The sequence below is a fragment of the Bartonella sp. W8122 genome (assembly GCF_016102485.1).
Taxonomy (GTDB): domain Bacteria; phylum Pseudomonadota; class Alphaproteobacteria; order Rhizobiales; family Rhizobiaceae; genus Bartonella; species Bartonella apihabitans.
This window is the reverse complement of sequence record NZ_JACFOO010000001.1, coordinates 1,670,334-1,689,845: the sequence shown is the minus strand read 5'-3', so window position 1 is coordinate 1,689,845 and position 19,512 is coordinate 1,670,334. Positions and strand designations below refer to the sequence as shown.

Below are 19,512 nucleotides of genomic sequence, written 5' to 3'. Positions count from 1 at the left end.
TTTGCCACTATTTTACGAGGTAACAGCGGCGGTTTTTTAAATATCGACGATGTTCTCTGAATATACCGGACGCTTTGTTTGATTATTTGACAGATAACAAACTGCATTTTGGCAAAACAACAACTTGCGTAATCGCTTTATATTTTTCAGTAATTAGTGAGGCAAACGAATAAGGAGAAGCGTTCACACCTCATAAATTACCGGAAAGTTATTTTTCAAAATAAATAGTTTGGCGTTGTGTATATTAATATAGGTCTCAAAAGTAGATTTATTCTATAATGCTATTTTCGACAAATTCATGATAACGTTTTTAACAAATTAAATATAATTACTAACGTAATTTCCAAGTAAATAATTTTCTATATAAATATATTAATAAATGTTTGTCCGATAATAACTAATTAGTAAAAATATATTTATTTATGAAAATAATTGCCTAATTTTAAAGTTGATAAAAGGCTTTCCATCGTGGCAAGGATATTAAAGCGAATTCGTTTCAGCAATATCACATGAATGAAGACAGTTAAACGCAAAAAAGTGCAGCCTATTCAGGCTGCACTTTCAATATGCTACAAACAATGCGCAAGAAAATCAGTCGACTTTTACAGTCTTAACCCAACCATAGGGATCTTTTGCTTCACCTTTTTGAATATGAATGAGTTGCTCACGTAATTTCTGGGTTATTTCGCCCCCATTCCCGTTACCAATGACAGTTTCACCATCTTCATATTTGAATACACCGATTGGTGTTATCACAGCGGCGGTACCACATGCGAACACTTCTTTGAGGTGACCACTTTTTGCGTCTTTTTTGAGTTCGTCGAAGGAATAGCTGCGTTCTTCGACTTTCATGCCATTATCCTTGGCGAGCTGCAAAATCGACATCCTCGTAACGCCGTGCAGAATTGTTCCATCAAGTTTAGGCGTGATGAGGCGATTATCATCCATAACAAAACAGACATTCATACCACCCAGTTCTTCAATCCATTTGCGTTCAACAACATCAAGGAACAGAACCTGATCGCAACCATTTTTTTCGGCGTTGATTTGGGCAAGAAGACTGGAGGCATAATTGCCGCCGCATTTTGCTTCACCTGTGCCGCCGGGGCCAGCACGACTGAACTCGGTATCGAGCCAAACACTGACCGGTTTCGTCGAACCGCTTTTGAAATAAGACCCGACTGGTGACGCAATAACACTAAAAATATATTCATTGGCCGGATGAACACCTAAAAAGGCTTCATTGGCGAACATAAAAGGACGAAGATACAAACTGGAGTCAGGTGTTTCCGGAATCCAATTACGATCAATTTTTACAAGTTCACTGATTGCTGCAAGGAATACATCTTTGCCGATTGGTGGCATGGCCAGTCGTATTGCCGAATTATGAAAACGTTCTGCATTTGCTTCTGGACGAAAAAGGAGGATGCGACCATCATGAGCGCGATAGGCTTTTAGTCCCTCAAAAATTTCCTGCCCATAGTGAAGAATTGCACTTGCCGGGTCAATCTGAAAAGGTTTGCGTGCAGTTATAACTGCGTCGTGCCAACCTTTGTCAGTCGACCATTGCACCACTGCCATGTGGTCGCTGAACACGCGACCAAATCCAGGATTCTTCAATAGTTCCGCACGCTTTTCAGCGCTAACGGGATTGGGATTTTTTTTTATTTTAAATGGAAGAACAGTACTGGAACCTGTCATGACAATAACCTTTTGAAATCTATCTTTCCTTATTGCACACCTTTAACAATTAACAATTTTGGTCGTGCAATAAGGTTTGAACATTAAAATTTGTTTGGCATCTGTGTCAACGATTTTAGATCTTTTCGAGGCTGGAAGAACAACATTGTGAAATTTTTTTCGCATTTGAAGACCGAAGATTTTCAAGTTGTTATCTGCAAACAAAGAAAATTGTTTAGTCCTAATATATAACCGACGAATTATTGGCTTTAACGGATTTTTCAAAAATAACGAAAATGGTAAAATTACAGAAACGATAGCTTATTAATTAATTCGTGATTTCTTGATATTGAACTTGAATTATCAATTTACGAGTCGTGATTGAGACAACCACATCCTGATGTTTTATGATCGGATTTTTCAATTCCATTGACATGCTGAGTAGTCGTTATTGTCGACGATGTCGAAAATAACTTTTCCGGAGAAATAGTGGTAATAGTAAATAACCGGTTAAAAGACTTCTTTAGAGAAATAATAAAAAATATAGAAAATAATAAAATATTTTATATTTTGAATTATGAAGAAATCTTCAATAAGAATGGAATTCTTAAACAAACGATTTTTCAAAATTTCAGGTTTCTTAGTTGTTTATTTCCGCTTTTTTAACTTTGCGACTACAAAAAATTGGACAAAGATTAAATTCCGTTCAGGGCAGGATGCGTTTTGAATTATCAATGATAGTCGCTTTATTAGGAAAAAGGAAAATTTGCCTGACAAGAAGTAGAAATTTCCCAAACAAATGACCCATTAGTTCATCAACATTGGAAAATGGCTATTTCCTAAAGCTATTTTCCAACGAAGCAATTTCCTTTTTGGCTTTTGATGCGCTCGCAAATACTGATTGCGTTCTCGCGCGGTCCTACCTGTACTCTTACCCGATAATAGGTACCTTTACCCGGTATCGAAGCTGGCTCTATGCTCAATGGAAGCGAGCCGATTAAAGCGCCGAATGAATTTTTCGCGTTATTCAATGATGCGACAGCCGATTCCTTTGTTGGTTGGGAAGCTATCTGGACATAATATCCGCCTGATCCGACGCTCGCCATTGGTGTGACGTTCGCACTTTTCGCTGGTGCAACCGGCTTGGACGCAGCTGAAGATTCCTCTGACAAATCGGCTGTTTGTACTGGTTGTGCCTGCTTTTTCGTTTGCGGTGTCTTTACCGAATTAAAAATATCACTTTCGTTTTCTGAATTATTCACATTGGCAGACGCATTATTTTTTTCATTAGATTTTGCGTCATCATTGATGATTTTCGCAAGTTCCGAATCCGTTGTTGACATTTCGGTATTGGATTGCGAGTTGGTTTTTGATGAAGTCGGATTAACCGCATTCGGAGACTTCGTCGCGCCAATTGCTGCCTCGGCGTGTGAATTTTCAGTATCCGAATTATCAGCATTCTTTTCAGCATTGTCCGCCGAATTACTTGGAGAAATTGTTCCGTCCGGATTTACGACGACAGATTGCACTTCTCGAGTGGGAACAGTTTGATCCGAAGCGGCTGTGATTGCATCCTCGACATTGGAAGGGTCAGAAAAAGAGTCAACACTATCAGGCACATTATTCAAGGCCGTTATATCTTCCGGAGTTTCCGAATGGTCAACGAGTTTGTCCTGATTTTCTTTCGAAGCATCGTCTGCTCCGTTTGCATGGTTATAAACGTCCTGATTATTCGATGTATCGTGATTGTTGGAAGTCTGTTCTGCCTGTATCTTATATGGAGCCTCGTCGGCATGGATAACGGTTGACTGACCATCACTATTATAAGGGAGAAAATACTTCGATGCAGCATAACCGCCACCGACAGCAATAAACAAAACAACGCCGCCAATGGTCAATTTTCTTACAAAAGAGCTTGACCGTTTTTGATTTTGCAGACTCTCTAAAGGTAGATTTTCATCCGGCTGAGTAGGGGCTTCTGTCGGGTAATTCGTGTATGAACCGGCATTATCATAATTTGCTTGTTCTAAATCAGCTTCTTCAAAAGATTGCTGCTTTTTTAAATTATAACCTGATTGTGCATAGGCATCGGCAAAAAAATCGTCCTGCTCGGACGCTTTATTTGCGCTTTCCTGCTTATTTCCAACGCTGAATACATCAGCAAATTCGTTTTCAAGAGCATCGCCTTGTTGTGCTGTCTCTTCTTCAGCATAGGGAATGTCGGGGACATCAACCGGCTCGGTTGTTTCGACGACATTTTCAGCAAAATTGTATGTATCTACATCTGGCGGAAGGTCGCCATTTTTGTCATTTCCATATTGTAAATTTTCATCGTTTCCAGAGACCGATGTAGATTGATATGAATAGTTGTCTTGCCCATGCTCCTCTAAAACCGGTTGAGAAATTTGCGCCTGTTGATTTTGTACATATTGCGGCTGAAAATCATTATTTTGATTTTTGGACGGTTCCGGCTCCTGCTGGTTTAAAGATTGCGCATATTGATCTTGTTCAGGTGCAAAATTTCCATCTTGTTGCTGCTCGTCGGTGGACATTTGAGGTGCGGGAGGATTGACAATAACATTTTCGCCCGTTGACAAATCTTCAAGATCAAATGCAGCAATGTTATGTTGTTCACCTACGGATGCCGAAGGTGACTTGTTGCGGTCTGATAATTGCGTATCCGAATTCTGATTATATGAATTCGCATAATCTGTGTCGCGGCCATAAACATTATCTTCCAACGGATCATGATTATCAAAAAAACTTTCGTCCGCTGCTGTTACATCGGCGGCTGGCGGCGTATAAGGCAAGGGCGATTGGGTATTTCCGACATTTTGCGGAGCAGTATTGTTCGCTCCCATTGTCTCTTCCGAGTGCAAAGGCGGCTGCATTTGCTGCGGATTATAGTTTTGCGTAGCGTTGCTTCCAAACGGTTCCGGATCGTTTGCAGCTGGATTGTTTACTTCCGCATTGTTAACTGCCGCATATTGATTGGAATATCCGTATTGATCGTTATCTGATTGAACCGGATTAGTCTCTTGTTGAGATGGATAAGCCGAAAAACTATTGCCTGTATCAGCCGGATTAGCGTTATTGTCAAAGCTTTCAAGGGGCGCATTCACAAGGAGATTTTCCAGCTCCTTGTCAAATTTCATTTCATCGAAAGCGGGATATTGTTGCGTCGTTTGTTGTTCTTGAACGGGTGCCGCCGTTGGTTGTGGGGAATACCGAGGTGAGCTATCCGGTGAAGTAAATTGCCCCGCAGCGTTCGGTGCGTATTGATGTGGATATTCACCCGCAACTTGTCTCACAGCCGAAGCTGTCTCGGGTCCTAGCGCCGATGGTTGATTATAGTTGTTTTGAGGAGGTGTCGGCAAAACAGGATCAGGTTCGCTTCTATTCTGGAATGTGGGCGAGTCTGCATTCCGCTCAGGCACAAAATCGAAGTCTTCCGGTAGAGTGCTATTTAGCAGGGCACCAGGGGATTGATTAAAACCTTGCCTGGGTAAAATAGGTTCGTCACCAATCGGAAGATCAGGTGGCATGTCGAGCTGATCATCGTTGTACGTGTTCGGCGCACCCGCAACATTCTCTGGTGTGCGTGCTTGTGGAGTGAACGAGGGAGCATCATAAAGTTCGTTAAACGGCAAACCTGCTCCGCTTGCCGTTGAAGGTGACTGTTGTTGGTCGGCTCCGGGCAGAAAATCCAGATCGTCATTCACATTTTGCTGCGTCGAACCGATATCGTCCTGAGGATAGGGAGAGTTTTGCGCCTGCGGGGCTTCTGGCGCCGCACCAGTGTCCAAAAATGATAAATCGGCGTCATCGGGATTATTTGTCTCAGGTGCAGGTGTTACATTTGCACTGGTTTCCGGGTTAGACGGCCGATTAGATTCATTGTTCCCATTGGGATTGAAATCCAGATTGAATAAACGTGTCAGCTCAAGCAGCGGATCGTTGCTTTGTTGAGCCTGCCCTTCGGGACGAAAGGCATTACGATTATTATCTGTCATAGCTTTTCCTACGTGGTCGGTTACGCAATCAATTGTTTATTGCATTCTGCCGTATATTAAGCGGATTCTTTTTAAAAACCAATATTCTGCTTTAATATCATATATATGAAATGAATATATTACACGCAAGACGGGTGTTACCAGATGGCATTCCAGATGGCATTAAAGTGTTGTTCGTCACCGCATCTCAACTGGCGCGTCAACACCGATTATTCCCAAGCCCGATGATAGTACACTGGAGACCGCACGAATCAGTCCCAATCTTGCCAATGATAAATTCATATCGTTTAGCGCGACAAATCGCAACTGTTCATTCTCTGCCCCTTTATTCCAATGCCCATGGAAGCTTGATGCCAAATCGTATAGATAAAATGCCAAACGGTGCGGTTCATAATTCTTTGTCGCCTGTTCGACAATACGGGGATATTCAGCCAGCTTCTTTATAAGTGCGATTTCGCCGGAATCACTAAGCATATCGAGGTGACCCGTCAGATCGTCTACCGACGGATTCTTGATATTCAGTTGTTCTTCGGCTTTGTGAAAAGCCGAGTGGCAGCGGGCACTTGCATATTGGACATAAAATACCGGGTTGTCTTTTGATTGTTCGGTTACTTTGGCAAAATCAAAGTCCAATGGCGCATCGCTTTTACGGAAAATCATCATAAAACGTACTGGATCGCGTCCCACTTCGTCGACCACATCTCTCAAGGTCACAAAAGAACCCGCACGCTTGGACATAACAACAGGTTGTCCGTCGCGAAACAACTTTACGAGTTGGCAGAGCAAAGCTGTCAACTTGGCCTTGCCGCCGGAAATAGCTTTTGCAACAGCTTGCAAGCGCTTGACATATCCTCCGTGATCGGCACCGAGAACATAAATCATTTCATTGAACTGGCGTTCGAATTTGTTGCGGAAATAGGCAACATCCGCCGCAAAATAGGTATATGACCCATCCGATTTGATTAATGGTCTGTCCTGATCATCACCGACTTCGGTGGAACGGAACAGAGTCTGTTCACGGTCTTCCCAATCTTCCGAAGCTTGTCCTTTCGGAGGAGGGAGGGTTCCCTTATAAACATAGCCTTTCAACGTAAGATCGTTGATGGTACTGCGTATCGCTTTTGCATTGTCTGCATGCAACGTCTTTTCGGAAAAAAAGACGTCATGGTGAATGTTGAGAGCAGCAAGATCGTCGCGGATCATCCGCATCATGGCATCAACCGATCTCTCTTTTATAAGAGGCCACCTTTCATCTTCCGGCATTTCAAGAAGCTTGTTACCAAATTCTTTGGCTAAAGCCTGTCCCAAAGGCACCAGATAATCGCCAGGATATAATCCCTCGGGTATTTTTGCGATATTTTCACCCAGCGCTTCGCGATAACGCAAGAAAACGGATTTTGCCAATACATCAATTTGGCCACCGGCATCATTAATGTAATATTCTTTTACGACATCATGACCGGTAAACGAAAGAAGATTGGCAAGCACATCACCTACCACGGCTCCTCTGCAATGACCGACATGCATCGGACCCGTCGGATTGGCTGAAACATATTCAACATTGACTTTTTTACCGACACCGATATCCGAGCGACCAAATGTAGGACCCGATTTTATTATGGTTTTCAGCATGTTGCGCCAAAAATCATCCGTAAGACGCAGATTGATGAAACCGGGGCCCGCAACGTTGACAGATTCAATATCGTTGTCGGATTCGAGAAGATTTACGAGCTTTTCGGCCAAAACACGAGGATTACAGCCGACAGCTTTCGAAAGAACCATAGCGGCATTTGTCGCAAGATCACCATGTGACGGGTCACGTGGTGCTTCAACGCTTATTCGATTTAAATCAAGTGGTTGGCCATCTTTTGATTTAATATCAGACTGTTGCAGCAGTTCCTTAATCTTCTGTTCGAATGTGTTGAAAATATTCATCATGAAAATCCGTATTGTTGTCACCTTCGTTTAAGACAAATAGGTCTCGCGGTCAAACAATCGTCGATATTCTCTTTGTGCATAATTGTCTGTCATACCGGAAAGAAAGTCGGAAATTACGCGCGCGCGCCTAGTAACGTCTCCATCACCGGTTGCCTGATACCAATCATCGGGCATTGCTTGCGGCGTTTTGAAATAAAAATCGAAAAGGTTGGCAACAATTTTTTCTGCTTCGCGCCTTCGTTCCCATACATATTCATGATGATAGAGGTTTTTGTATAAAAACTTTTTCAAGTGTTTTTCCTTCGCAGCCATAGAGGAGGAAAAATTTACCAGTTGTCGTCCTGCAGCGTGAACATCATCGACGCTCGTTGGCGCGGCTTCGGCAATAAGTTCAAACGAGTGTTGAATGACATCTTCGACCATTAACGTGATCTGGCGTCTAACGACTTCATAACCGGTTCTTGTCTTATCAAGATCGGGATATTCACTTTTTATCGACCCGAGGATACCGGCTGTTAGTTCGACGTCTTCCAGTTGCTTCAAACTTAAAAGGCGGGCACGTAGCCCGTCATCAATGTCATGAGCGTTATAGGCAATATCGTCGGCAATGGCGGCACACTGGGCCTCAAGACTGGCAAAACGGTCAAGTTCCAGATCCTGATGTTCATTATATTCTGCGACTGCAAGCGGTATTGACGAATTGGTGGCCGCCGGCCCCGCAAGCGGGCCATTATGTTTGGCCAATCCCTCAAGAGTTTCCCAAGTGAGATTTAGACCATTGAATTTCGGATAGCGGTGTTCGAGAGATGTAACAATCCGTAAGCCTTGGGCATTATGGTCAAAACCACCGTAAAGTTTCATCCTTTCATTCAAAGCATCTTCGCCTGCATGACCGAATGGCGTATGGCCAAAATCATGAACCAGCGCGATAGCTTCTGCCAAATCTTCATCAAGACGTAATGCCCGTGCCAATGCACGGGCTATTTGCGAAACTTCGATTGTATGCGTCAAACGTGTCCGATAAAGGTCACCTTCATCAGCTATAAAGACCTGTGTTTTGTGGTTCAGACGCCGAAAAGCATTTGAATGGATTATTCTGTCGCGATCCCGCTGAAAAGGTGTGCGCGTAGGGCTTTCAGGTTCATAAAACAAACGTCCGCGGCTTTTTGCCGGATCGCTGGCATAGGGCGCTCGCGGCCGATAACCAAAGCCTATATTTTTAATATCCATTGCAACTTGTCCGATCGAGACCTAGATTCATCAGAAAATATCTCTTATCTGATATTCAAGTTTACGAAAACAGTTTAACGCAAGGAAATTTTGATTATGGGCGTTGAAGTTACAAATTCGGCGATCAAGCGCATAGCGCGGATTTTGGCAGGAGAACCTGACAAGACAGCTTTGCGCATTTCCGTTGAAGGTGGCGGGTGTTCCGGTTTTTCTTATAAATATGATCTGGTAAACGAAGCCCCAGCCGACGACGATCTGGTCATAGAAAAAGATGGCGCAAAGATATTTATTGATTCGGTGTCATTGCCTTTAATGGATGGTTCTGAAATAGATTTCGTCGATGACCTGATGGGGCAGGCATTTAAAATAAACAACCCCAATGCCGTATCTTCGTGTGGCTGTGGAGCCAGTTTTTCGATATAGTCCGGTTAACAATGAAAAGCGCCTGATATGCTTTTCAGTTTATTTTGCTAAAACTCTTGAATCCCATCATAATGCTGACAGTTAAAATGAGATGACAGTAACTTCCAATTCGAAAAACATAGAAAAGATAATCTTTCCAGCGATTATCCTCATTTATTCGTGGATGTTCTGCGCCTTTAATAGCTATGCAGAGGAAAAAAAGCCGGAATTAAATCTGGTTGCTCCGGGACAACATCATCAAGATAATCAATTCAAGCAAAACACGGCGCCCAAAACCTCAAATCCACCTCCGGCAAGCCCGAATTCTCCTCAGGCTCACCCCTCCACAGTTCCATCAGATCATGCGACGTCGTCACAAAAAGCCGATCTCGCACTGAGCGCCAGATTGACAGACAAAGGTACAGATATCACACGCGGTCTCATTTGGCGTATTTACGAACCGATTTATGGTGTCGATAACAAATTACCACTGGTCGCTTCTTCAGAGGGGGGAGACGCACATTTTACGCTCGATCCGGGTAGTTACATTGTGCATGTGTCTTTCGGACATGCCAGCGCTATGAGACGGGTAACTGTAACTACAGACCAAAAAATGTCTGAAATTCTGGTATTGAATGCTGGTGGACTAAAACTCAATGCGACGATGCCGGAAGGTAAGATCAACCCGCAATATTTACGTTTTTCGATTTATTCGGATGACAGCGAGAACGACGATACTGCATTGATTTTGGCTGATGTAAAACCCGGCAAAGTCATACGTCTGAAAGCCGGAGATTATCATATTGTTTCCAATTACGGATCGGCAAATGCGATTTCGCGCTCCGATATCAAAGTTGATGCCGGTAAAATTACCGAAGCAACGATGCAACATCATGCAGCCTTGATCACCTTGAAGCTTGTACGCCAGCAAGGGGGAGAAGCTTTGGCAGACACCAGTTGGTCAATCACCAACGATTCGGGTGATATTATCCGTGAGACGGTTGGCGCTTATGCTACACTGGTTCTGGCTGAAGGCGATTATATTGCTATCGCGAAAAATAAAGATCAAATCTATCAGAAAGAATTTTCCGTCACGTCCGGCCACGATCAGGATGTCGATGTGTTGACAACTGCACAACCTGTTGCACCTGTTGATGATTCAATGGATTGACAATTTTTAAATAACAGCAGTTTTCACGAAGCGGTTTGAATAACTAAAACCATCCGGGAATGGCTTTTCTTACTTATTTTCAGATGAAAAATATTATTGGATAGCATGTACTTGTTAAGTGCGTGGTCCATTTTTGTTTTTAAATTCAATATTGAAATTAATCGGTTCTCAGCAAAGCCAAGGCTTTCATTAATATTCTTGATCACCCGCGATCAATGTCTGAACATCTGGCAGATAAGAAGATTTATCTGCCAGACAATGGTTTAATTTCTATTCTTCTACGTTAGCCCGGCGAAGATCGGGAGGCGTTGCTTCCTCTTTTAGATCGGCGATAACTTTTGACAGGGGCAGGGATATTTGTTCCTGACTTCCCAATCGACGCATGTTGACTGAACCGTCTTCAGCCTCTCTTTTACCGCAAACCAGAATAACCGGTACTTTTTGTAATGAATGTTCACGAACTTTATAGTTGATTTTCTCGTTCCTGAGATCGGTTGTTGCTAACAATCCGGCAGCTTTGAGCTTTTTGACGACCTGTTTTGCATAATCATCGGCTTCCGAGGTGATCGTAGCAACCACGACCTGAAGAGGTGCGAACCATAAAGGCAAGTGGCCGGCATAGTTTTCAAGAAGAATACCGAGAAAGCGTTCCATAGATCCGCAAATAGCACGGTGTATCATGACCGGCTGGCGTTTCTCTGAATCTTTATCAATATAGAATGCGCCGAAACGTTCCGGAAGATTGAAGTCGACCTGCGTTGTTCCGCATTGCCATTCTCTGCCGATTGCATCCTTCAGTGTATATTCGAATTTAGGACCATAAAACGCACCTTCACCGGGAAGAATGCCGGTTTTGATGCGGCCATTCGATTTTTCTTCGATTGTGCGCAAAACCTCTGACATGACGCTTTCGGCGTGATCCCATAATTCGTCGGAACCAACGCGTTTTTCAGGACGTGTGGACAACTTGACAGTGATCTCGTTAAAACCGAAATCGGCATAAGTGCTTAAAATCAGATCGTTGATTTTCAAGCATTCGTCGGCAAGTTGTTCATCTGTACAAAAAATATGCGCGTCATCCTGAGTAAAACCGCGAACGCGCATCAAACCATGTAATGAACCTGATGGTTCATAACGGTGAACAACGCCGAATTCGGCAAGTCTGATTGGCAATTCGCGATAAGATTTCAGCCCATGCTTGAAAATTTGCACGTGTCCTGGGCAATTCATGGGTTTCAAGGCATAAACGCGGTCGTCATCGGCATCATCGCCTGCTGGTGTAACCTTGAACATGTTTTCTTTGTACCAGCCCCAATGCCCCGATATTTCCCACAAGGATTTATCAAGTACCTGCGGAGCATTGACTTCCGAATATCCCTGATCATCAAGACGCCGACGCATATAGCTTACGAGATTCTGGAACATTTTCCAGCCCTTGGCGTGCCAGAAGACAACGCCTGGACCCTCTTCCTGAAAATGGAAAAGATCCATCTCCCGTCCCAGCCGACGGTGGTCGCGTTTTTCGGCTTCCTCAAGCATGTGAAGATAGGCAGCGAGATCTTTTTCGTTTGCAAAGGCTGTTCCATAAATACGCGTCAACATCGGGTTATTGGAATCGCCTCTCCAATAAGCACCGGCGACTTTCATCAGTTTGAACGCGTTTCCGATCTGCCCTGTTGACTGCATATGTGGTCCGCGACAGAGATCAAACCATTCCCCCTGATGATAAATTTTTACGTCTTCATTTTCCGGAATTGCATCAACCAATTCAACTTTGTAAAGCTCGCCTTTATCGGCAAAAATCTTCTTTGCCTTTTCACGCGGCAACACTTCTTTCGTGAATTTTGCGTTACGCTTGATTATTTCATGCATCTTCTTTTCGATGACCGGCAAATCTTCAGGCGTAAAAGGTTGATTGCGGGCAAAGTCGTAGTAAAAACCATTTTCGATAACCGGTCCGATGGTTACCTGAGTTCCGGGAAATAATTCCTGTACGGCTTCTGCCAGAACATGAGCACAATCATGGCGGATCAGCGCAAGCGCACGTGGATCGTCACGTGTGATAATTTCAATCGAGCCGGACTGGCCAAGCGGATCGGACATGTCGCGTAGAACACCGTCAAAGCTATAAGCAACAGCATTCTTTGCCAATGACTTTGAAATGGATTGAGCAAGCTCCAATCCGGTCATCTCTTCAGGATAATCGCGCTTCGAGCCATCGGGAAATGAGATAGAAACAGTGGAAGACATAAAATTACTCCTAGTCCAGTCCCGCCAACGAATGCGGGTGGGGGTGTCAATTGCTTTTGTCGGTTATAACAAAGCGGTTCAATGCCTGTCCTTTTAAGTTTTCTTTTTCTAAAAAGAAAGTCTATTCATGTCTCTTAGCAGCAATTTTCCAATAACGCCAAGGCATATACCAATGGTAAGTCGGGTCGAGACAAGTTGGAACCGGATCAAATCCATGTGTGCCGAACGGGCCACAACGCATAATGCGGAATAGTCCCATCCACGATCCTGTCCATAATCCATAACGTGCGATCGCCTCATATGTATATTCCGAACATGTCGGTAGATGTCGACATTGGTTGCCAATAAAGCCCGAAAGAGTGAGTTGATAAAAGCGCACGAGACCGGTGCCGAGAAGCCTTCCCGGGGTTTTGCGCCAAGGCCCATCGTAATTACGGCTTCGAGACATTATCATTATGCCCATCTTTTTGGCGGGATTCGATCTGGTCTATACAGTCTACCACCGCATCAAATGTGAGCATAGTGGACGGTTGGCGGGCTTTATAATTCTTGATCGGTTCGAGGCAGGCGAAATCTGCAAATTTGCCTGTTGGAGCAGGCCCGTTTTTAGTCAACATCTGCCAGACAGTTTCTCTGAGCGAACGCAGTTCATCAGCTTTAAGACCGATAATGTGGCTTGCCATCAATGAGGAGGAGGCCTGCCCCAAAGCACATGCCCGCACAATATGCGCGAATCCCGTTACAACCCCGTTTTCCATGTTGAGATCAACAGTGACAGTTGATCCACAGATTCGGGAGTGTTTTTGTGCTGTGGCATCAGGGTGTGGCAGACGCCCGATTTTGTCGATATGTGCCGCATAGCCGAGGATTTTGTCGTTATAAATTTCGTCAATCATATTTTGTTGCTCGAAAAAACAACCTGTTTTTTATGAACTTACTTTGATTCTCGATATATGTGTCTATATAGGAGTAGTCATGAAAACTACCAAGTTTTCTCTGCTGGTAAATTGGAGTTGAATAATGCAATCCGCTCAAAAAAACGCTACTGGTGCGGCTCATCAAACAAAAAACAAACGGCCTAGCCGTGAAGAGGCGGAAGCAGCTGTACGCACGTTGCTTCTTTGGGCGGGTGAAAATCCGGATAGGGAAGGTCTCGTCAATACTCCCAAGCGTGTTGTTAAAGCTTATGAAGAAATGTTTGCCGGTTATAACCAGTCGGCAGAAGAAATTCTTGGCACGGTGTTTGACGAAGTATCAGGCTATAATGATCCCGTTCTTATAAAGGATATTCCTTTCTATTCGCATTGTGAACATCACATGGTTCCGATCATCGGTAAAGCCCATATTGCTTATATGCCGGACGGCAGAGTGGTCGGATTATCAAAGATTCCCAGAGTCGTTGATGTCTATGCCAAACGTTTGCAAACTCAGGAAAGCATAACGGCAGAGGTAGCTGATGCGCTTTATCGTTACCTCAAACCGCGTGGAGTTGCTGTCCTTATCGAAGCTGAACATATGTGCATGGCAATGCGCGGAGTGAAAAAACAGGGATCAACAACTGTCACAGCGACTTATCGCGGTTTTTATAAAGATAATGTCGAAGCGCAGGTTAATTTTTTAAAAATGATACGCGGATTGTGATGACGGCGAGGGATGGAATTGTCTGAAGCGAAAAATAATCTGGAAGAGGGGACAGAATTTTTACCCAAATTCGATTCAAAAGGTCTCGTTACCGCAGTCGTAACCGATGCGGAGAGTGACGGTTTGTTGATGGTCGCTTTTATGAATCAAGAAGCGCTGAAGCTCACACTTGAAACGGGAATTGCGCATTATTGGTCAAGGTCCCGTCAAAAAATATGGAAAAAAGGCGAGAGCTCGGGAAACATACAGAAAATTGAAGAGATTCGTGTCGACTGTGATCAGGATGCATTGTGGTTGAAAGTTCGTGTTCTGGGCGCGGGTGCAACTTGTCATACAGGCCGTAAGAGCTGCTTTTATCGGCGTCTAAAGGTGAAAAATGGCGTTGCCCACCTTGAAGTGGATTCGGAAAAGCCGCTTTTTAATCCGGCAGATGTATATCGGAGCTGAACTTATTTAAAGACCGAATGCGATAGAGACAAAGCGTTAAAACCGCTTTTCTTAACCGTGTTGAAACATAAATATTCACGTTTTTTGAAAAAAGGTCTTGTTTTGCTGCCGTCGATTTGTTAAATGCCGCCAGCCGGTTAATTACAGGCTTCTACCACGTGCGGTCGTGGCGGAATTGGTAGACGCGCAGCGTTGAGGTCGCTGTGGGGAAACCCGTGGAAGTTCGAGTCTTCTCGACCGCACCATTCCTGTTCCGATTGCGCTATTCATCTCCCGATTGAAACCTGTATTCGTCGGTGGACGGGGTATGAATTAATTTTTGTTAGAAACTCATTGTAAATACTTTTAAAAGGGGCGAAATCCACCCCTTAGAAAGCCGTTGTTTTATTGTGCGCCACTCCTACCCGAAATAGCGCTCAGGCATGATAAATACGGCTGATAACCAAGTGGGGATGGAATGAGTGGATTGGATACTTTCTTAATAATAATATTTGCCAATAAAAATTTCTGTCATAGATAAAGTTGAATAATCAGCAATATGAAATAGTCAGTAACGACATTTTAGAAGCCATTGTGATCATTAGAAAAATTTTATTCGTTTTCCGGTTTAATAGAACAGATTGGTAGTGAACGGACTATCTACGGAACGACAGGACAATCCGATTTTTATTTTTTGTTCGCCCGTTAATCAATTAAGTTTTGTCGGCTTTTCTTTTATAAAAGGTAACTTTTCAAATGCAACTATGGATGATAATGTGACGCGCCAAACTTGGTTAGAAACGCATTCCTTTTTATCGGAATTAGAATGGAGACTGTTTGATGGCTGCAAAAGGTAAGGCAAAATGGGGTTGGATAGCGATCGCTGTGATTGCCATAGTTGCTGTCTATAGTGGCTTGAAAACCTACCTTCATCCGGGGTTGCCCGAAGGTATAGCTATGGGAAATGGTCGCATAGAGGCTACCGAAATTGATATTGCCTCAAAGCTTGCCGGGCGTATTCAGGATATTACCGTGAGAGAAGGCGATTTTGTCAATATTGGTGATGTTGTTGCCCATATGGATACCGAAAACTTGCGTGCGCAGTTACGCGAGGCGCAGGCACAGTTGAAACGGGCTGTTATCAATGTTGATACGGCTAAAATGGAAGTCGAGCAGCGCCAAGCCGAACAAGAGGCTGCCGAGGCGACAGTTGCACAAAATGAAGTACAACGCGATAACTCCAATAGACGGTACCAACGTTCGGCTACATTGCAGCAAAAAGGTACTGTCTCTACCCAGGTTAGAGATGATGATCAGGCAACTTATGATGGCGCTCTTGCAGCCGTTGCGGCATCAAAAGCACAATTTGCTGCTGCAAAAGTAGCGGTTTCTACAGCCAAAGCAAATGTTGTGAATGCCGAAGCGGCTGTTGAAGCTGCCAAAGCAACGATTGAACGTATCCAATCCGACATTAACGATAGCGAATTGAAAGCAACAAGATCGGGGCGAATCCAATACCGTATTGCTCAGCCCGGCGAAGTTGTTGCAGCCGGAGGTCGGGTGCTTAATCTGGTAGATCTTGGCGATGTATATATGACGTTCTTTTTGCCTACAAAGACGGTAGGTAAGATTGCAATCGGTACGGAAGTGAGAATAGTGCTGGATGCCGCTCCGCAATACGTTATTCCTGCAAATATTTCGTTTGTTTCGGATGTTGCACAATTTACGCCGAAAACAGTCGAAACTGCCGAAGAGCGCGCAAAACTTATGTTCCGTGTTCGTGCACAAATTCCACAAAATTTGTTGGAAAAATATATTAAACAGGTCAAAACTGGTTTGCCCGGCGTGGCTTATGTTAAAACTGACCCTAATGCAAAATGGCCGTCGATTGTTAGCACTCCTGTAGTTCAATGACAGAATCTTCCAAACTCTCAAAACCGGAAACAGATCGACCAGTGGTAAAATTATCTGGTGTCCGTCTGGTTTACGGTGAAAAGATAGCGCTAGACGGTATCGATCTTGAAGTGCCGACAGGAAAAATGATCGGCATGATAGGTCCGGACGGTGTCGGCAAGTCAAGTCTGTTGTCGCTGATTACCGGAGCACGCGAGATTCAGGACGGCACCGTTAACGTATTGGGCGGTGATATGCGTGATAAGCAGCACCGTCTCGATGTGTGTCCCGACATCGCCTACATGCCTCAAGGTTTGGGAAAAAATTTGTATCCGACTTTGTCGGTTCAGGAAAATGCCGATTTTTTTGCTCGACTTTTTGGACAAGAAAAAGAAGAACGGCAAGCACGTATTTCGGAATTGTGCCAAAGAACCGGACTTAACGGTTTCGAAGATCGCCCCGCCGGTAAGCTTTCGGGGGGCATGAAGCAAAAGCTTGGTCTTATTTGTTCACTTATTCACGATCCGAAACTCCTTGTCCTTGATGAACCGACAACGGGTGTTGACCCTCTTTCAAGGCGTCAATTCTGGGACCTGATCGACGATATCCGCAAAGAACGTTCCGATATGAGCGTTATGGTCGCGACAGCTTATATGGAAGAAGCCGCGCGGTTTGATTGGCTGATTGCTATGTATGACGGCAAGATACTTGCCACAGGTACGCCGGATCAATTGCTTGAACAGACCAAGACAAAAAACCTTGACGAAGCTTTTATAGCTCTCATGCCGACGGAAGAACAGAAAGGCCACGTCGAAGTTGTTATTCCGCCTCGCAAAGAAACCGGAAATGAAGAAATAGCGATAGAAGCTGACGGCCTTACACAGCGTTTTGGCGATTTTACCGCAGTTGATCATGTAAGTTTCCGCATTAAAAAAGGCGAAATTTTCGGATTCCTCGGCTCTAATGGATGCGGCAAAAGCACGACAATGAAGATGTTGACGGGACTGCTTCCGGCAACAGAAGGCACCGCCAAATTGTTTGGACGACAAATCAATGCCAATGATATGGAGACGCGTCGTCACGTTGGATATATGAGTCAGGCGTTTTCACTTTACGCTGAATTGACGGTTCTTGAAAATCTGCAACTTCATGCAAAACTGTTTGAAATTCCGGAGGAAAAAGTCAAGGCACGTATGCAGGCAATGATTGACCGCTTCGAGCTTAAGGATGTACTCGATGCGATGCCGGATTCGTTGCCGCTTGGTATCAGACAACGTATGTCTCTGGCCGTTGCGTTGCTGCACGAGCCGGAAATTCTTATACTTGATGAACCGACCTCCGGTGTTGACCCCATTGCTCGTGACCAGTTGTGGCAGCAACTTGGTGAGTTGTCGCGTAATGATAATGTTACCATTTTTATTACGACACACTTCATGAATGAAGCCGAGCGCTGTGACCGTATTTCTCTTATGCATGCCGGCAAAGTTTTGATTACCGATAAACCTTCGGAAATTGTAAAATCGAAAAATGCCGATACACTTGAGGAAGCTTTCATAGAATATCTGCAGGACGCTATAGATAAGCAGAATGCCGAGAAAAAAGCCAAAGTCGATGCATCTTCAACTGTCAAAAACGAGGCAAGTGAAAAATCCGCGAAAGCGGACGTTAAAAAACAAAAATCCGATGATAATGGAAATCCGGAGATTAAACGGTCGCATGGAAGCCGTTTTAAACGACGTTTCGATTTTATGCGGATGATGAGCTATGCCAACCGTGAAGCATTGGAATTGCGTCGCGATCCTATCCGCGCAACGATGGCTTTACTTGGCAGTGTCATTTTGATGTTTGTTATCGGTTACGGAATCAATACCGAAGTTGAAAATTTGACTTTTGCGGTGCTTGATCACGACCAGTCGGTTATCAGTCGCGATTATGTCCAGCAGATTTCGGGATCCCGATATTTTATCCAGAAGAAAGATATTGTCGATTATGACGACCTTGATGCGCGTATGCGCTCGGGCGAAATAAGTCTCGCTATCGAAATACCACCCGAGTTCGGGAAAGATATGGAACGGGGCCGCAATGTCGAGGTCGGTGCCTGGATTGACGGCGCAATGCCGCTACGTGCCGAAACAGTACGCGGTTATGTTCAGGGTATGCACGCCTTGTGGCTCCAGAATAAAGCTAAAACGCTACAGGGAAAAGCGGCCACTATGGGGGATTATCGCCTGGAAGTCAGATTCCTCTATAACCCCGGCATTGAAAGTCTTACTGCAATGGTGCCCGCTGTTATACCGATTTTGCTTTTAATTATTCCGGCCATGCTTGCAGCTTTATCCGTAGTGCGTGAAAAGGAAATGGGCTCCATCATCAATCTTTACGTTACACCGGTCACAAGGCTCGAATTCCTGGTTGGTAAACAACTGCCTTATATCGGGCTAGGACTTATCAATTGTATTTTACTGTGGCTGTTCGCCATTTTTATATTCAGAGTGCATTTTACGGGCGGCATTTTGACATTCATGTTGGCGGGTTTGCTTTATGTGGCATTTTCAACGGCATTCGGATTGTTGATTTCAACCTTTATGAATAGCCAGATTGCCGCAATTTTTGGCGCTGCAGTCCTCACTATACTACCCGCAACACAATTTTGCGGATTGATGGATCCGGTGAGCTCCCTTCAAGGAGCCGGTCGATTGATCGGCGATATTTATCCGACGACATATTTTATTCTGATTTCACGTGGCACTTTTGCTAAAGCACTCCAGTTCCATGACCTTGTCGGTTCATTTATTCCGCTGATACTGGCAGGTCCGATTTTGGTCATCATAGCCTCGTGGCTTACTAAAAAACAGGCGAAGTAAAGTC

The 19,512-nt window shown here is 44.2% G+C and carries 13 protein-coding genes and 1 tRNA gene; 7 read left to right on the top strand and 7 right to left on the bottom strand.

All coding sequences use genetic code 11. The annotated features are described in order from the left end of the window. Positions 1-591: 591 nt before the first annotated feature. From H3S83_RS07330 to H3S83_RS07315, 4 genes are all read right to left on the bottom strand, one after another. On the bottom strand, positions 592-1,701 hold the full coding sequence (locus H3S83_RS07330; protein ID WP_198232009.1) for a branched-chain amino acid aminotransferase: 1,110 nt from the start codon (positions 1,699-1,701) through the stop codon (positions 592-594). An 824-nt stretch (positions 1,702-2,525) separates the two neighbouring features. Continuing rightward, entirely contained in the window at positions 2,526-5,693 is a 3,168-nt protein-coding gene (locus H3S83_RS07325) for an SPOR domain-containing protein (RefSeq protein WP_198239304.1), read from the bottom strand. A gap of 177 nt (positions 5,694-5,870) precedes the next feature. After that, positions 5,871-7,628 carry an arginine--tRNA ligase gene (gene argS, locus H3S83_RS07320; RefSeq protein ID WP_198232177.1) on the bottom strand — a complete coding sequence of 586 codons (1,758 nt, stop codon included), beginning with the start codon at positions 7,626-7,628 and terminating at the stop codon, positions 5,871-5,873. 30 nt (positions 7,629-7,658) lie between these two features. Continuing rightward, entirely contained in the window at positions 7,659-8,861 is a 1,203-nt protein-coding gene (locus tag H3S83_RS07315) for a deoxyguanosinetriphosphate triphosphohydrolase (RefSeq protein WP_198239303.1), read from the bottom strand. A 96-nt stretch (positions 8,862-8,957) separates the two neighbouring features. On the opposite strand from H3S83_RS07315, the gene H3S83_RS07310 reads away from it, so the two are divergent. Together H3S83_RS07310 and H3S83_RS07305 are read left to right on the top strand one after the other, a co-directional pair. Beyond that, positions 8,958-9,284, top strand: coding sequence for an iron-sulfur cluster assembly accessory protein (locus tag H3S83_RS07310; protein WP_210326698.1), 327 nt, complete (start codon positions 8,958-8,960; stop codon positions 9,282-9,284). A 91-nt stretch (positions 9,285-9,375) separates the two neighbouring features. Next, positions 9,376-10,434 carry a hypothetical protein gene (locus H3S83_RS07305; protein WP_198224545.1) on the top strand — a complete coding sequence of 353 codons (1,059 nt, stop codon included), beginning with the start codon at positions 9,376-9,378 and terminating at the stop codon, positions 10,432-10,434. 270 nt (positions 10,435-10,704) lie between these two features. Here the strand turns inward: H3S83_RS07305 and thrS are convergent, their stop codons facing one another. The 3 genes from thrS to H3S83_RS07290 all read right to left on the bottom strand — a co-directional run bounded on the left by thrS (position 10,705) and on the right by H3S83_RS07290 (position 13,580). After that, entirely contained in the window at positions 10,705-12,684 is a 1,980-nt protein-coding gene (gene thrS / locus H3S83_RS07300; protein ID WP_198239302.1) for a threonine--tRNA ligase, read from the bottom strand. A 121-nt stretch (positions 12,685-12,805) separates the two neighbouring features. Beyond that, positions 12,806-13,132 carry a membrane protein insertion efficiency factor YidD gene (gene yidD, locus H3S83_RS07295; protein WP_246741722.1) on the bottom strand — a complete coding sequence of 109 codons (327 nt, stop codon included), beginning with the start codon at positions 13,130-13,132 and terminating at the stop codon, positions 12,806-12,808. Continuing rightward, positions 13,116-13,580 (bottom strand): iron-sulfur cluster assembly scaffold protein, encoded by a 465-nt coding sequence (locus H3S83_RS07290; protein WP_198239301.1) that lies wholly within the window; start codon positions 13,578-13,580, stop codon positions 13,116-13,118. Before H3S83_RS07290 ends, yidD begins: the two co-directional genes overlap by 17 nt. A 124-nt stretch (positions 13,581-13,704) precedes the next feature. On the opposite strand from H3S83_RS07290, the gene folE reads away from it, so the two are divergent. The 5 genes from folE (at position 13,705) to rbbA (ending at position 19,508) form a co-directional block, all read left to right on the top strand. Beyond that, a complete protein-coding gene (folE, locus tag H3S83_RS07285) occupies positions 13,705-14,325 on the top strand; it encodes a GTP cyclohydrolase I FolE (RefSeq protein WP_198224552.1) in 621 nt (206 codons plus the stop codon). Positions 14,326-14,337: 12 nt separating this feature from the next. After that, complete coding sequence (gene hisI, locus H3S83_RS07280) at positions 14,338-14,772, top strand: phosphoribosyl-AMP cyclohydrolase (RefSeq protein ID WP_198239300.1); 435 nt, start codon at positions 14,338-14,340, stop codon at positions 14,770-14,772. A 160-nt stretch (positions 14,773-14,932) separates the two neighbouring features. Continuing rightward, positions 14,933-15,017: transfer RNA gene (locus H3S83_RS07275), tRNA-Leu, on the top strand. 574 nt (positions 15,018-15,591) lie between these two features. Beyond that, positions 15,592-16,665 (top strand): HlyD family secretion protein, encoded by a 1,074-nt coding sequence (locus H3S83_RS07270; RefSeq protein WP_198224554.1) that lies wholly within the window; start codon positions 15,592-15,594, stop codon positions 16,663-16,665. Beyond that, positions 16,662-19,508, top strand: a complete 2,847-nt coding sequence (gene rbbA, locus H3S83_RS07265) for a ribosome-associated ATPase/putative transporter RbbA (RefSeq protein WP_198239299.1) — start codon at positions 16,662-16,664, stop codon at positions 19,506-19,508. Before H3S83_RS07270 ends, rbbA begins: the two co-directional genes overlap by 4 nt. Positions 19,509-19,512 lie beyond the last annotated feature (4 nt).